Origin of the sequence: Mycobacterium haemophilum DSM 44634 (assembly GCF_000340435.2) — a bacterium.
Classification (GTDB): Bacteria; Actinomycetota; Actinomycetes; order Mycobacteriales; family Mycobacteriaceae; genus Mycobacterium; species Mycobacterium haemophilum.
In genome coordinates this window covers 1589117-1602384 of sequence record NZ_CP011883.2, presented here as the reverse complement: position 1 = coordinate 1602384, position 13268 = coordinate 1589117, and the positions used below count along the sequence as shown (strand labels likewise).

The window sequence follows — 13268 nt, the reverse complement described above, 5'->3', positions numbered from 1 at the left end:
CTTGGCCGGATGCACCACGTAGCGCACGACGGGCTCCGACAGCTGCGGGTCAATCGGCGCTCGCCGCTGCAGGCATCGGTTGGGACTTCGGGCGCCGGCAGCCAAGATCAACCTGGAATCTCCTCAGCTCACCGCATTGCTTGACCGAGCCTGGTTTGACTTGGCATAGCTAACGGAGCGGTTTCGGATGCGAAATTTTTCGTGCGCCCAAATTGGTGAGGAATTGCCGTCGTGGTTGCTAGACCTCAGTGGGCACCGCCCCGACAACCCACAACTAGGCGGCATGGTCTTTTGCGCGGTCCAAGCCAGCAGCCCGGCGCTGGTATGGACCAACGAGGCCAAACCGACGATCGGCCTGGTCCAAGGAGATCCAGCGAGACCCAACCTCGACCAGCTCCACGGCTGGCGGGAAAAGCATTGGTGATCCCCCCGCTCGCGCCGTTCGCGACGCCGCCGATGCGGGAAGTGACCAACACCGACGACAGGTGGCGGCGTACAGTCCGCCAAGCTGCTTCAATACTGTTGGGAGCGGTTGGGGGGCCGGGATGACAGCTACCAGGCCACACCAGACGTCCCCGACCGTACAAGGTGCCGCTATGCGCGGCAGACGCGCGAAACAACGATCGCGCGAAGGGTGGCAAAGGGTAGGTGACCAACGCATGACGGCCGACGAGCCCCGGATCAACGATTCGCCCAAGCCGGCGCCACGTCCGGGACCACGTCCCGGTCCCCGGCCTCTGAGCTCTGGGCCGCGACCCGCCACCCACCCGGTGGCAACGCCCCCGCCCAGCGATCCACACCGATTCGGACGCGTCGATGACGACGGCACGGTGTGGCTGATCAGCGCAGCCGGCGAACGCATCGTCGGCTCCTGGCAAGCCGGCGACCGCGAAGCCGCGTTTGCCCATTTTGGCCGCCGATTCGACGATCTGAGCACCGAGATCACGCTGATGGAGGAGCGGCTGGCATCGGGGACCGGCGATGCCCGCAAGATCAAGGCCAATGCAGCAGCGCTGGCCGAGACGTTGCCGACGGCATGCGTATTGGGCGACGTTGACGCGCTCGCGACCCGGTTGGCGGACCTGTTGGCGCGTGTCGACGTTATCGTCGTCGCGGATCGCTCCCGACGCGACGAGCATCGGGCCGCGCAGACCGCACGCAAGGAGGCGCTGGCCGCCGAGGCCGAGGATCTGGCCGCCAACTCAACTCACTGGAAAGTCGCCGGTGACCGGCTGCGTGCGATCCTCGACGAATGGAAGACGATCAGCGGCCTGGACCGAAAGGTCGACGACGCGCTGTGGAAGCGCTATTCGGCGGCCCGAGAAACCTTCAACCGGCGACGGGGATCGCATTTCTCCGAGCTCGACCGGGAGCGTTCTGGGGTCAGGCAATCCAAGGAACGGCTCTGCGAGCGAGCTGAAGAGCTGTCCGGCTCCACTGAGTGGACCACCACGAGCGCGGAGTTCCGAAAGCTGCTCACCGAATGGAAGGCGGTGGGACGAACAACCCGGGATATCGACGATGCCCTATGGCGCCGCTTCAAAGCGGCCCAGGACTGTTTCTTCGCGGCTCGCAATGCCGCGGTAGCGGAAAAAGACGCCGAGTTGCGGGCCAATGCCACCGCCAAAGAGGCGTTGCTGGCTGAAGCGGAAAAACTCGACACCGCCAATCACGAAGCCGCCAGATCAGCGCTGCGCTCGATCACCGAAAAATGGGACGCGATCGGCCGGGTCCCCCGGGAACGGTCCGCTGAGTTGGAGCGACGGCTGCGCGCCGTCGAGAAGAAAGTACGCGACGCCGGCGAATCGGATTGGGCCGATCCCCAGGCGCAGGCCCGCGCCGAGCAATTCCGAACCCGGGTCGAGCAGTTCGAACGGCAGGCCCAGAAGGCAGCCGCGGCCGGCCGGATCAAAGAGGCCCAGGAGGCCAAGGCCAATGCCGAACAGTGGCGGCAGTGGGCTGAAGCCGCCGCTGACGCGCTGACCCGCAGACCCTAGTGGCGATCGCGAGCGCGGCGAAGCCACGCGAAGCGGGTCGCCACCATCGCTCTAGTGGCGATCGCGAGCGCGGCGAAGCCACGCGAAGCGGGTCGCCACCATCGCTCTAGTGGCGATCGCGAGCGCGGCGAAGCCACGCGAAGCGGGTCGCCACCATCGCTCTAGTGGCGATCGCGAGCGCGGCGAAGCCACGCGAAGCGGGTCGCCACCATCGCTCTAGTGGGCTGCTTGGGGATCCGGTGGTGTCCCGGTATCCGGGTCGTCGGTGCTGCCCAGGCCGTCCAGCAGCGTCTTTGATTGCTGCTGCGCAACGACCCGACGCCGCTGCTCCTCGGCGGCGAGTTGCACGATCGTGCGCGACCACACCACCCGGGCCCAGTGAAACGTCAACAAGATCACCGTGATCCACGCCACGATGAGCCCCACCCCGGGACCCGGCTGACCCGCAGCCACGGTCTGGCGCGACCACACAGCCAGCAGCCCAACGATGCTGGCCATCGCCGCACCGGCCAACGCAACCCAGGCCAGCACCCAGCGCCGTGTCATCAACGCCAGCATCGAGAAACCGACACCGAATACCAGCGCCAGCCAGGCGAACATCCGCGAAGGCAACGCCACCGCAGCCGCGCCGGCACCGTGGCTGCCAAACAACACATCCCAGCCCCGCACCTGGCCGGTGTGCGGCAGGATGAACGATCCCAGCAGCACGAATACCAGGATCGCGACTACGAAACCCCTTGCGCCAGGCTCGATCTCACGTGCAATCCGGCGTTCTGCTGCCTCGATTTCAGCCCGGAAGGCATTGAAGTCGGGGGAGTCCGCGACGTTGTGTTCGTCGTGCTCTTGATTCATGGGGTGCATCCGACGGGCTGGACCGAAGCGGAAGACCGCCCGACACCCGGCATACCCAAAGGGGTTTTACCAAGCCCGATGCTGCGGGGGCGCTGCCCGGCGGCGTGTGCGTCCCCAGCACGCGTGCGGCGGTGGGTCAATATGCCCGCATCGGCGATCAGATGGTGCGGCGCCGCTTCAGTGACCATCACGGTGATGATATCGCCGGGCCGCACCTGCGTGTCCCAGTGCTTGTCCAAGGCGAAATGCACCAACCGACCGTCGCGTGCTCGCCCGGTCATGCGCGCGGTGCGGGCGTCTTTGCGTCCTTCGCCGGTGGTGACTAGCAGTTCGACGGTCTGCCCGATCAGCGCACGATTTTCCTCCATGCAAATCTGCTCCTGCAGCTCGACCAGCCGTTCGTAGCGTTCCTGTACAACGACTTTCGGCAGCTGCCCGCCAAGTTCAGCGGCCGGGGTGCCGGGCCGCTTGGAGTACTGGAAGGTGAACGCCGCCGCGAACCGGGCCTGGCGCACCACGTCAAGCGTGGCCGCAAAGTCCTCCTCGGTCTCACCGGGAAATCCCACAATGAGATCAGTGGTGATGGCAGCGTGTGGCATGGCCGCCCGAACCCGGTCGATGATGCCGAGGTAGCGCTCGACACGGTAGGACCGCCGCATCGCGCGTAGCACCCGGTCGGACCCGGACTGCAGCGGCATGTGCAAGGCGGGACACACGTTGGGTGTCTGCGCCATTGCCTCGATGACATCGTCGGTGAACTCGGCAGGATGCGGCGAGGTGAACCGCACACGTTCGAGTCCGTCGATCCGCCCGCAAGCCCGCAGCAATTCGGCGAAGGCACCACGATTGCGGGGCAGCGCCGGGTCAGCGAAAGAGACCCCGTAAGCGTTGACGTTCTGCCCCAACAGGGTTATTTCGAGGACGCCGTCAGCCACCAGTGCTCCCACCTCGGCCAGGATGTCCGCCGGACTGCGGTCGACCTCCTTACCCCGCAGCGACGGGACAATGCAGAAGGTGCAGCTGTTGTTGCATCCAACGGAGATGGAAACCCAAGCAGCATAAGCGGATTCGCGGGCACTCGGCAGCGCCGACGGAAACTGTTGCAGCGCCTCGACGATTTCCACCTGGGCGACCTTGTTGTGGCGAGCCCGTTCGAGCAGCGTGGGTAACGATCCCAGGTTGTGAGTGCCGAAAACAACATCGACCCACGGCGCCTTGCTCAGCACCGCGTGTTGGTCTTTCTGGGCCAGGCAGCCGCCGACCGCGATTTGCATGTCGGGATTGTGTCGCTTGCGCGGCGCCAGGTGGCTGAGGTTGCCGTAGAGCTTGTTGTCGGCGTTCTCACGAACAGCGCAGGTGTTGAAGACCACCACATCGGCGTCTCCAACATCTGAGTCGTCAGCCGCTCGCTGGTAGCCGGCGGCTTCGAGCAGGCCCGCCAACCGCTCGGAATCGTGGACGTTCATCTGGCAACCGTAGGTGCGGACCTGATAGGTGCGCGCGGGCGCCGGCCCAGCCTGAGTGCTGGGGCCCGCCACGCCCGTGGTATCTCGCGCCGCCATCGAAGTCACGGAGACATGGTACGGCGACCGGGGCCCACCGGATTAACCCGCAGCTAGTGGCGATCGCCAGCGCGGCGGAGCCAGGCGCTGGGGGTACCTCCCGCTTGCGGGGGGGCGGGTCGCCACCAGCTGAGCCCTAGACCCGACGCCGCTCCCGTTCGGCAGCCAGCTCGGCAACAACCACCTCGCATGCAGTGGTCTGGCTGTATCCGCGGCGGGCCAGCATCGCCACCAGCCGACGACTCACCCGTGCGTCGTCGGCGCCGAGTGCCTCTCGCCGCAGTCTGACTCGCACCAGCTGCTCAGCCCGCTCCCGCTCGGCACCGGCGTCGATCCCGTTCAACACCGTGGTGATCACGTCATTGTCGACACCCTTAGCGTGCAGTTCAGCAGCCAACGCGCGCTTGCTCTTTCCCGCGTTCACCCGCCGAGACCGCACCCACTGTTCGGCGAAGTCAGTGTCGTCCACCAGGCCAACAGCGGCCAGCCGATCCAGGACCCGGTCGCTGACGTCGTCGGCGTATCCGCGTTTCGCCAGCTGGCCGAGGAGCTCGGCTCGGGTTCGCGATCTTGCGGTGAGCAGGCGCAGGCACAATGCCCGCGCCTGCTCTTCGCGATCAGAAATCGACGGGGGCGGGCAAGATGTCGTCATCGGTCACGACCGCGCCAATGCCAAGCTTTTCCTTGATCTTCTTCTCGATCTCGTTGGCCACGTCGGCGTTCTCCAGCAAGAAGTTGCGCGCATTTTCCTTACCCTGGCCAAGCTGCTCGCCTTCGTAGGTAAACCAGGACCCGGACTTGCGGATAAAGCCCTGGTCCACACCCATATCGATCAGCGAGCCCTCCCTGGAAATGCCCTTGCCGTAAAGGATGTCGAACTCGGCCTGTTTGAAGGGCGGCGAAACCTTGTTCTTGACCACTTTGACCCGAGTACGGTTGCCGACCGCATCGGTGCCGTCCTTGAGGGTCTCGATCCGACGCACGTCCAGGCGCACCGACGCGTAGAACTTCAAAGCCTTTCCACCGGTTGTGGTTTCGGGCGAGTTATGAACCATCACTCCGTCGGCGAAGTAATTGTGCGAACCCTCGACCTCGATGTCGAAGCGGCTCATGATAGGGTAATCCGTCTTCGACTCGATCTCGGTGACGCGCGCCGGCATAAGCTCCATAGTTGGTTCGACGAACCTTGGCGCCACTATGCTGTGGCCACGGAACCGAGGCAACAGCTTGTACTCCATGCATGGCGATATGTAAGGCGCCACTAGTTCCTGAAACTGCGCGGTAGCCGCGGTAGAGAACACCAACACGGCTTTGGCGGCCGCACCGGCCTTCCGCAGTCGTACATCGAGGCTGTGAGTATCGCGCAGATAGTCACGGAGGCGCACTTGCGAACCCTCGCTCATCGCCTCAACACAGATCTCAATTCGCCCGCTTCCGCCTTGTGTGCGCCGCTGCAGGCCCTTGGAGCGGAGGCTGAACGAACCATCGTCCATATACCAGATGGCCAGAGCCAACGGGGTTAGCGCCTTGAGATACTCCTCGGAGAGGAACTTTTTTCCATCACCCAAATACATCGCGCTTCGCAATTCATGGAGTTCCGCGAGCGGGGAGAAGTCGGCGAACACTGCACCCTTGCTGTTCACGGTGCGACTGTGTGGGATGTTCTCAAGCAGAGAGACTTTCCAATCAAGATATGCCGCCTGCCGGGCTCCGTGTCCTATGCGGAGTCGTGCGCTCTCAGAATCCTGTCGAGCTGGCGGGGATAGGCACCCATCGCCCATCAACGAACCCAGCACGACTTCCCACTGCTGATCACTGAGCAGGCTTGGCTGTGCCAACATCACTCGATCGCCGACACTTATGTCTTCAGCTTCACGCCACCCACCGGGGGTTCGGATGAGATGGTTGCGAGTCATCGCCAAGCTGGCATGCCCACGTCCCGTCCCGCTTCCTGCTCGATCGACCTTGAAGTGCAGGAACTCTTCCGTTCTCCCGTTGTTAAACCAATTGGTTACTCTGCGTGGCACAATTTGCCCGGATTCGAAGTCGTATGACAAGACCTCGACGTCCATCTTCTGGTTCACAATCTTGCCGAGCTTCTCAGTCGATCCGTCGGCCAGCGTGACATTGGTGTACCAGGATCCACACCCGAACATCACACCGATTTTTTCCCTCAGCTGGTTGATGAAGATCGCCGTGGTTCCCGAATTATTCAGCGCACCAGTCATCTTCCGCAGCGCCTGACTCATCAACCGGGCTTGCAGTCCGACATGGCTGTCCCCCATCTCACCTTCGAGCTCCGCGCGCGGCACCAGCGCCGCGACCGAGTCGATGACCACAATGTCGAGCGCGCCAGAACGGATCAGCATGTCAGCGATCTCGAGGGCTTGTTCACCGGTGTCAGGTTGACTAACCAGCAGGGAATCGGTGTCAACGCCAAGCTTCTTGGCGTACTCCGGGTCCAGGGCGTGCTCGGCGTCGATGAACGCTGCGACACCGCCGGCCGCCTGGGCGTTGGCCACCGCGTGCAGTGCAACAGTGGTCTTACCCGAGGACTCCGGGCCGTAAATTTCCACGACCCGGCCACGTGGCAGACCGCCGATACCCAGGGCCACGTCCAGTGCGATGGACCCGGTCGGAATGACCGAAATCGGCTGACGCATCTCGTCACCGAGACGCATCACCGAACCTTTGCCGTGGTTTTTCTCGATCTGGGCCATCGCCAGCTCGAGGGCTTTTTCACGGTCGGGGACTTGCGCCATGTTGCTTCTCCTGTAGTCGGTGCTCGGTGACCGGTATTGGTCGGTTGGCCGTGACACTAGAGAAGGCCACCGACAAGTCGACATCGCCGAATAACCATCACAGTAGCCGAACATCTGTTCGATTCACGTTCGACACGCCGTTTCAACAGTCCGCGAGCCCGCGTCGAGTGTGCGCTGAGGGCGCGATTTCGCGCCGATTTACCGCCCTGGACGCACACTCAAAACCGTGAGCGCACACTCAATCCGAAAGCAACCTCACCACTGATCGCGGGGCACGTCGAAGTCGACGCACAACGCCCGCCAGACGTCGCGGGGCTCAACACCGTCTTCGATCGCCTGGGCGGCGGTACGGCCGTCGAAGCCCGTCAGCACATGATCGACCAGCACAGACGTGCCGTAGGCGGCGCCGAATCGCAGGACCACTCGCTGGTGGAATTCCGTCAGCCGCACGCCAGCCAACTTACCCAGGTCGACGGTGATGACCCGCTGCGCCCGGCTTCGCCGCGCTTGCGACCATCACTAGCCAGTTACCCGGCGAGCGCCAGCGCTTCGTGGCACACCCGGACCGGATCGGCGACCCCAGCGATGCTGACAGCGGCTCGTTGTGCGGCCTCGCGATATCCCGGCGACGACAGCACCTGGTTAACCGCGGCTACCAGCGCCGCAGCGGTCAACGGCCGAATCAATTGCGCGCTGCCCTGCCGCACCACCCGATTGGCCATCTCCCATTGATCCCCGCCACCAGGAACCACCACCAGCGGCACCCCGGCCAACAGCGCTTTGGCGACCATCCCGTGACCGCCGCCGCAGATCACCACGTCGGCATGCGTCAACAGCTTCGCTTGGTGTCCCAACCCAGCCACCGCCCAGGGCGGCACCGTCAGATCGGGACCGTTCAGCCGAGACACCACCACGCGCGACCCCGATGGCAGCGTGTCACCGGGCACCAGAGCGTCCAAAGCGGTCTGCGCCATGCCCGATGTCCCAGTCAACGCCGTGGACGGTGCCACGACCACCACCGGCCCGGAGCCGGAAGGGATCTGCAGCACCCGGTCGGTCGGCTCGAAGTGCAACGGACCCACCACCACGGCCTGCGCCGGCCAGTCTGGGCGAGGGACCTCCAGCGCGGGCAGCGTGGCGATCAGCCGTCGCAGCGGCCCGGGGTCGCGGGCCGGCAATCCGATCTGCACCCGGACCGTCGCCCGCTGTCGCAGGCCGGCACGCCAGGACCGCGCGGTGAGCACCCGCATGGTGGCGTCTCGCATCCGGCCGCGAATACCGGTGCCGGGTGCCAGCCCGCTGCCTATCGGCGGCAGACCCTTGGACGGCAGGTACAGCGGATGCGGGTTGAGTTCGATCCACGGGATCCCCAGCAGCTCAGCAGCCATACCACCAGCCGCGGTGATGACGTCGGATACCACCAGATCAGGTGCCAAGTCGCGCAGCGCTGGCACGTTGAGCACGGCCATCTGCGCGGCCCGCCCGTGGATTCTGGCCCCGGCATCGACATCGTCATCGATGGCCGCGAGCCCGTCCAGCAGGGCGGTCTCGACACCGGCGGCGCGAGCGATGTCGACGCGCTCCACTCCGGTGAACAGGGTGGGCGTGTCCCCCGCGTCGGCGAAGCGTTGACACAGCGCGATCGCGGGAAACGAGTGCCCGGGATCTGGCCCGGCGACCACGGCGACGCGCATCCGCCCTACCCTGCCATAGCGGCCCTAGCGGCCCTGCGCCGTTGCTGCCATGCTTCGCCTAGGCTGGCAGCCATGGCCGAGCTGACCGGGACATCTGCCCCAAGTGCTGAGAACGTTCGCACGGTCGAGGTTTTCTTGACCGCCCTGCAGGACGAGGATTACGAAACCGCGGACGCGGCGTTGGACGACAACCTCGTCTACCAGAACGTCGGACTGCCGACAATCCATGGCAGCAACAAAACGATCACGCTGTGGCGCAAGATGGCAGGCCGTATCGGGTTCGAGATAAAGATCCACCGGATTGTCGCTGATGGCGACGCGGTGCTCTGCGAACGCGCCGACGCGGTGATTGTCGGCCCGCTGCGGGTTCAATTCTGGGTCTGCGGCGTGTTCGAAGTGCACAACGGGCGAATCACGTTGTGGCGGGACTACTTCGATTTCTTCGACCTGTTCAAGGCGACCGTGCGCGGCCTGGCCGCGCTGGCGATCCCGTCGCTAAAGGCAACGTTCTAACCATGAGCGACAAGCCCGCCCGCACCAAGCCCAACGCGCTGCAATACGTCCGCTACTGCTATGGGGGACGGTTGCCTGACTCGATGCGGGACTGGGTGCAGGGCGATTTGGCCGGCAAAGGCGCTGCCGCCCGGATGATGATCCGGGTCGCGGTTCCGGCTGTGCTGGTGCTCGCACCGTTCTGGTTGATCCCGACGACGCTCGACGTCCACTTGAGCATGACGTTGCCGATCCTCATTCCGTTCGTGTACTTCTCGCATGCGCTCAACAAAATATGGCGCCGTCACATGCTGGGCGTGCACAACCTGGACCCCGAGCTCGTCGACGAACTCGCCCGCAAGCGCGACGCCCACATCCACCAGGCATACATCGAGCGCTACGGCCCACGACCCAAGGACTAACCCTGTCTAACGCCGCGGCATTCCGCCGAGTTCGTCGAACGCCTGCGCCCAACCGGCCAGACGATCAGTAGCGCCGACCAGCTCCTCGCGGTAGCGCTGCTGCGAACCCGGCGCCGGCGAACCGGCACCGCCGTTCGCCGAAGATACCAATTGCGCTGCGGCGGTGACCATTTCGTTGTACTGACGAACACCGGCGCTCAACTGCGCGGTGAACGCATTAATGGTGGGGACCAGATAAGACCGCGATGATTCGCAAGAGCGAACCGCCCGCTCCATCGACACCACCTGGGCGGCGGTGGCCGCCATCGCCACCGAAGTCTGGTTAGCCGCGGCGGTCAAGTCACGGATTTCGGCCGCGGGCAACATCTCGCCCCGCTCCATCACACCCAACAACGAAAAGAACCCGCGTTCGGAGGCGCCCAGCGCCGACATCGCAGGTCGGGCCGCCGAACCGGGTGGCGGTAACCGCCGAACTCCGCCTGCCCGCCGCGTCGGCAGCGGCTCCGACCGCAGCCAGCGGTAGCGAAGCAGCAGCAACGTCGCCGGAATGGCCTGTACCACCGCGACGAAGCCGGTGATCTGCAGCAGCAACGCAAACCAGCCCCAGGCCGCCAGTAACGCCGTCACCACACCCCAAAACAGGCACCCGAAACCGAAGATCAAGCCCCACCGCAACGCGCGGCGGCGACGGCGTAGCAGGCGGGCACGCGGATCCGACGCGGCGCTGATCTTTTGGGCGACCAAATCGGACAAATCGGTGGCGGTGTCCAGTCCACGCCATAACAACGCGCGCCACCGCCCACGCTGGCCCCCGTTCACGGCCACCTCAGCGCCATCTCAGACCGCCCGCGTTGCTTACTGACCGAGGGGTTTCTCGGCAACGTGCCCGTCGCTGGCCTGGTTGGCCGCGGGAGCAGCTGGGGTGCCTTCGGGCGACGCAGCGCTACCGCCCGTCGGCAGAGCTTGGCCACGCATCGACGCGCGGATCTGCTCTAGCCGCGAATGGCCAGCCATCTGCACGCTGGCCTGTTCGACCTCGATCATGCGACCCTGCACGGAGCCCTTCGCCAGCTCGGCCGCACCGAGCGCGTTGGCGTACCGACGTTCGATCTTTTCCCGCACCTCGTCGAGGGTTGGGGTGTTGCCGGGCGCGGCGATCTCACTCATCGACCGCAGCGAGGCGCTGACCTGCTCCTGCATCTTCGCCTGCTCGAGTTGGCTCAGCAGCTTGGTGCGCTCCGCAATCTTTTGCTGCAGCACCATCGCGTTCTGTTCGACCGCCTTTTTGGCCTGAGCCGCCGCGCTCAGCGCCTGGTCGTGCAACGCCTTGAGGTCCTCGACGCTCTGTTCGGCGGTTACCAGTTGGGCCGCGAACGCCTCGGCGGCGTTGTTGTATTCGGTGGCCTTGGCGGCGTCCCCTGCGGCAGTGGCCTGGTCCACCAACGTCAGCGCCTGGCGCACGTTGACCTGGAGCTTTTCGATGTCCGCCAGCTGCCGGTTGAGCCGCATCTCTAGTTGCCGCTGGTTGCCGATCACCTGCGCCGCCTGTTGGGTCAGCGCCTGGTGGGTGCGCTGTGCTTCCTCAATGGCCTGCTGAATCTGCACCTTGGGGTCTGCGTGCTCGTCGATCTTGGCGTTAAACAGCGCCATGATGTACTTCCACGCTTTCACGAACGGATTGGCCATGACTTAGCTCCGCCTTCGTTTCTTATGTGCCGGATAGACACCGCGCTTACCCTGACGCTCAATTTATCGGGTCAGCGCGGATCTCCCCACCCCTGGCAACCCCAATCCGACGGCCCGGCAGTTGGCCGCGTTCACGCCACCACCAACGACGCCACCGGAGGAATGACGACCTTGGTGCTGGCGTCGATGGTGGCGCCGCTTGGCGCGCTACTTGGCGCGGTCCGGGCCGCGCGTTCCGCGTGCGCCATCCGCTCGCCGGCGTCGATAAGCAGCTCTGACAGCGGCACCTCCAACGCGTCGCAAATCGCGTTGAGCAACTCACTGGAGGGCTCCTTGCGGCCGCGCTCAACCTCCGAGAGATAACCGAGGCTCACCCGCGCGGAATCCGACACCTCGCGCAGCGTGCGGCCCTGTGCAGTCCGCGCCCGGCGCAGCACGTCGCCAACGACCTCACGCACCAATGACGCCATCGTGCTCTCCTTCGTCCGGTCAGTCACTAGGCGATGGTGGCAACCCGCTTCGCGTGACTTCGCCGCGGTCGCGATCGCCACTAGGTGAACGCGGGCCGCCGTGGTGTGGTTCCCGCGATCTCAGTTGGCTGTCCGGCGAACGTCCCGGACCGCTCTGATCGCCCCCGCCACGTAGTCGACACCGGTGACCACCGTGAGCACGATCGCGGCGGCCATTACCACCGATGCCGCCACGTGGAACAGTCCCGACAGGTGCGTCAAAGGCAGCACGAACAGGCCGATCGCCACGGCCTGGACCACAGTCTTGAGTTTGCCGCCCCAACTGGCCGGAATGACCCCACGGTGGATGACAGCCAACCGCAACAACGTCACCCCGAGCTCGCGGGTCATGATCAGTACCGTGATCCACCACGGCAGGTCACCGAGCATCGACAGTCCGATCAGCGCCGCCCCGATCAGAGTCTTGTCCGCGATCGGATCGACGAACGCGCCGAATTCGGTCGCCATGCCGTAGTTGCGGGCCAACAGGCCGTCCAACCGATCGGTAATGCAAGCAACCGTGAAGATCACGAAAGCCGCGAGCCGGCCGGCGATTTCGTGGCCATTCCCAGCGAACAAGGCGACCAGAAAAATCGGGACCAACACCAGCCGCAAGCCAGTCAGGATATTGGCGAGGTTAGCGATCCGGGCACGGCCTACCATCGGACCCGTTTGAGGCTGCCCCGACACGGCAAACAGAATAACGGTTGACCAGCTGGTGCGTCCCTGATGTCGATACTGTTAGCCGTGACCAAAAGCTCACAGGATCACCTCGTGGTGGTCCGGCGCGCACGAACCTCCGATGTCCCGGCGATCAAACAACTCGTCGACACCTATGCGGGAAAGATCCTGCTGGAAAAGAACCTCGTGACGCTCTATGAAGCCGTGCAGGAATTCTGGGTGGCCGAACACCCCAGCGACCCAGACAACCCGAAAAAAATAGTCGGCTGCGGGGCGTTGCACGTGTTGTGGTCTGACCTCGGCGAAATCCGTACTGTCGCCGTCGACCCCGCCATGACCGGCCACGGTGTCGGCCGCGCGATCGTGAATCGACTGCTCGAAGTCGCCCGCGAGCTGCAGTTGGAGCGGCTGTTCGTGTTGACCTTTGAAACCGAGTTCTTCAGCCAACACGGGTTCACCGAGATAGAAGGCACCCCGGTGACCGCCGAGGTGTTCGAAGAGATGTGTCGGTCCTACGACATCGGGGTCGCTGAGTTCCTGGATCTGAGCTACGTCAAACCGAACACCCTGGGCAACTCCCGCATGCTGCTGGTGCTGTGACCCGCTGCGCC

General features: G+C 64.7%; 15 protein-coding genes. 5 read left to right on the top strand and 10 right to left on the bottom strand.

Translation table 11 applies throughout. From position 1 onward, the window contains the following. Positions 1 to 187: 187 nt before the first annotated feature. Together B586_RS07645 and B586_RS07640 are read left to right on the top strand one after the other, a co-directional pair. Complete coding sequence (locus tag B586_RS07645; RefSeq protein WP_054880274.1) at positions 188 to 424, top strand: hypothetical protein; 237 nt, start codon at positions 188 to 190, stop codon at positions 422 to 424. A gap of 235 nt (positions 425 to 659) precedes the next feature. Then, on the top strand, positions 660 to 1997 hold the full coding sequence (locus B586_RS07640; protein ID WP_054880275.1) for a DUF349 domain-containing protein: 1338 nt from the start codon (positions 660 to 662) through the stop codon (positions 1995 to 1997). 216 nt (positions 1998 to 2213) lie between these two features. On the opposite strand, the gene B586_RS07635 is transcribed toward B586_RS07640, so the two are convergent. The 6 genes from B586_RS07635 to B586_RS07610 all read right to left on the bottom strand — a co-directional run bounded on the left by B586_RS07635 (position 2214) and on the right by B586_RS07610 (position 8867). Then, entirely contained in the window at positions 2214 to 2858 is a 645-nt protein-coding gene (locus B586_RS07635; RefSeq protein WP_414738726.1) for an Rv2732c family membrane protein, read from the bottom strand. Continuing rightward, complete coding sequence (gene miaB, locus B586_RS07630; protein ID WP_054880276.1) at positions 2846 to 4411, bottom strand: tRNA (N6-isopentenyl adenosine(37)-C2)-methylthiotransferase MiaB; 1566 nt, start codon at positions 4409 to 4411, stop codon at positions 2846 to 2848. Before miaB ends, B586_RS07635 begins: the two co-directional genes overlap by 13 nt. A 136-nt stretch (positions 4412 to 4547) precedes the next feature. Beyond that, a complete protein-coding gene (gene recX / locus B586_RS07625) occupies positions 4548 to 5063 on the bottom strand; it encodes a recombination regulator RecX (RefSeq protein WP_047315316.1) in 516 nt (171 codons plus the stop codon). Continuing rightward, the gene (recA, locus tag B586_RS07620; RefSeq protein ID WP_047315315.1) at positions 5029 to 7173 is read right to left on the bottom strand and encodes an intein-containing recombinase RecA; all 2145 of its coding nucleotides are present in this window, start codon (positions 7171 to 7173) and stop codon (positions 5029 to 5031) included. The genes recX and recA overlap by 35 nt, the downstream gene beginning before the upstream one ends. Positions 7174 to 7428: 255 nt before the next feature. Further along, positions 7429 to 7623 carry a DUF3046 domain-containing protein gene (locus tag B586_RS07615; RefSeq protein ID WP_054880277.1) on the bottom strand — a complete coding sequence of 65 codons (195 nt, stop codon included), beginning with the start codon at positions 7621 to 7623 and terminating at the stop codon, positions 7429 to 7431. A 77-nt stretch (positions 7624 to 7700) separates the two neighbouring features. Continuing rightward, on the bottom strand, positions 7701 to 8867 hold the full coding sequence (locus B586_RS07610) for a glycosyltransferase (RefSeq protein WP_047315313.1): 1167 nt from the start codon (positions 8865 to 8867) through the stop codon (positions 7701 to 7703). Between the two features lie 72 nt (positions 8868 to 8939). Between B586_RS07610 and B586_RS07605 the strand changes: the two genes are divergently transcribed. After that, entirely contained in the window at positions 8940 to 9380 is a 441-nt protein-coding gene (locus tag B586_RS07605; protein WP_054880278.1) for a limonene-1,2-epoxide hydrolase, read from the top strand. Positions 9381 to 9382: 2 nt separating this feature from the next. Next, positions 9383 to 9781, top strand: coding sequence for a DUF5313 domain-containing protein (locus B586_RS07600; protein WP_047315311.1), 399 nt, complete (start codon positions 9383 to 9385; stop codon positions 9779 to 9781). Between the two features lie 6 nt (positions 9782 to 9787). Here B586_RS07600 and pspM read toward each other — a convergent pair whose 3' ends face one another. The 4 genes from pspM to pgsA all read right to left on the bottom strand — a co-directional run bounded on the left by pspM (position 9788) and on the right by pgsA (position 12639). Then, positions 9788 to 10606 (bottom strand): phage shock envelope stress response protein PspM, encoded by an 819-nt coding sequence (gene pspM / locus B586_RS07595; RefSeq protein WP_047315310.1) that lies wholly within the window; start codon positions 10604 to 10606, stop codon positions 9788 to 9790. A gap of 30 nt (positions 10607 to 10636) precedes the next feature. Beyond that, on the bottom strand, positions 10637 to 11467 hold the full coding sequence (gene pspA, locus B586_RS07590; protein WP_054880279.1) for a phage shock protein PspA: 831 nt from the start codon (positions 11465 to 11467) through the stop codon (positions 10637 to 10639). Between the two features lie 131 nt (positions 11468 to 11598). Continuing rightward, the gene (gene clgR, locus B586_RS07585) at positions 11599 to 11937 is read right to left on the bottom strand and encodes a transcriptional regulator ClgR (protein ID WP_047315390.1); all 339 of its coding nucleotides are present in this window, start codon (positions 11935 to 11937) and stop codon (positions 11599 to 11601) included. 120 nt (positions 11938 to 12057) lie between these two features. After that, a complete protein-coding gene (pgsA, locus tag B586_RS07580) occupies positions 12058 to 12639 on the bottom strand; it encodes a CDP-diacylglycerol--glycerol-3-phosphate 3-phosphatidyltransferase (protein WP_054880280.1) in 582 nt (193 codons plus the stop codon). Positions 12640 to 12705: 66 nt separating this feature from the next. Here pgsA and B586_RS07575 point away from each other — a divergent pair, with 66 nt between their 5' ends. Continuing rightward, positions 12706 to 13257 (top strand): amino-acid N-acetyltransferase, encoded by a 552-nt coding sequence (locus tag B586_RS07575; protein ID WP_054880281.1) that lies wholly within the window; start codon positions 12706 to 12708, stop codon positions 13255 to 13257. The last annotated feature ends 11 nt before the right edge of the window (positions 13258 to 13268 follow it).

Coding starts and splice junctions, on each gene's coding strand:
- B586_RS07645 (WP_054880274.1), top strand. CDS start 188: ATGCGAAATTTTTCGTGCGCCCAAATTGGTGAGGAATTGCCGTCGTGG.
- B586_RS07640 (WP_054880275.1), top strand. CDS start 660: ATGACGGCCGACGAGCCCCGGATCAACGATTCGCCCAAGCCGGCGCCA.
- B586_RS07635 (WP_414738726.1), bottom strand. CDS start 2,858: ATGCACCCCATGAATCAAGAGCACGACGAACACAACGTCGCGGACTCC.
- miaB (WP_054880276.1), bottom strand. CDS start 4,411: ATGGCGGCGCGAGATACCACGGGCGTGGCGGGCCCCAGCACTCAGGCT.
- recX (WP_047315316.1), bottom strand. CDS start 5,063: ATGACGACATCTTGCCCGCCCCCGTCGATTTCTGATCGCGAAGAGCAG.
- recA (WP_047315315.1), bottom strand. CDS start 7,173: ATGGCGCAAGTCCCCGACCGTGAAAAAGCCCTCGAGCTGGCGATGGCC.
- B586_RS07610 (WP_047315313.1), bottom strand. CDS start 8,867: ATGCGCGTCGCCGTGGTCGCCGGGCCAGATCCCGGGCACTCGTTTCCC.
- B586_RS07605 (WP_054880278.1), top strand. CDS start 8,940: ATGGCCGAGCTGACCGGGACATCTGCCCCAAGTGCTGAGAACGTTCGC.
- B586_RS07600 (WP_047315311.1), top strand. CDS start 9,383: ATGAGCGACAAGCCCGCCCGCACCAAGCCCAACGCGCTGCAATACGTC.
- pspA (WP_054880279.1), bottom strand. CDS start 11,467: ATGGCCAATCCGTTCGTGAAAGCGTGGAAGTACATCATGGCGCTGTTT.
- clgR (WP_047315390.1), bottom strand. CDS start 11,937: ATGGCGTCATTGGTGCGTGAGGTCGTTGGCGACGTGCTGCGCCGGGCG.
- pgsA (WP_054880280.1), bottom strand. CDS start 12,639: ATGGTAGGCCGTGCCCGGATCGCTAACCTCGCCAATATCCTGACTGGC.
- B586_RS07575 (WP_054880281.1), top strand. CDS start 12,706: ATGTCGATACTGTTAGCCGTGACCAAAAGCTCACAGGATCACCTCGTG.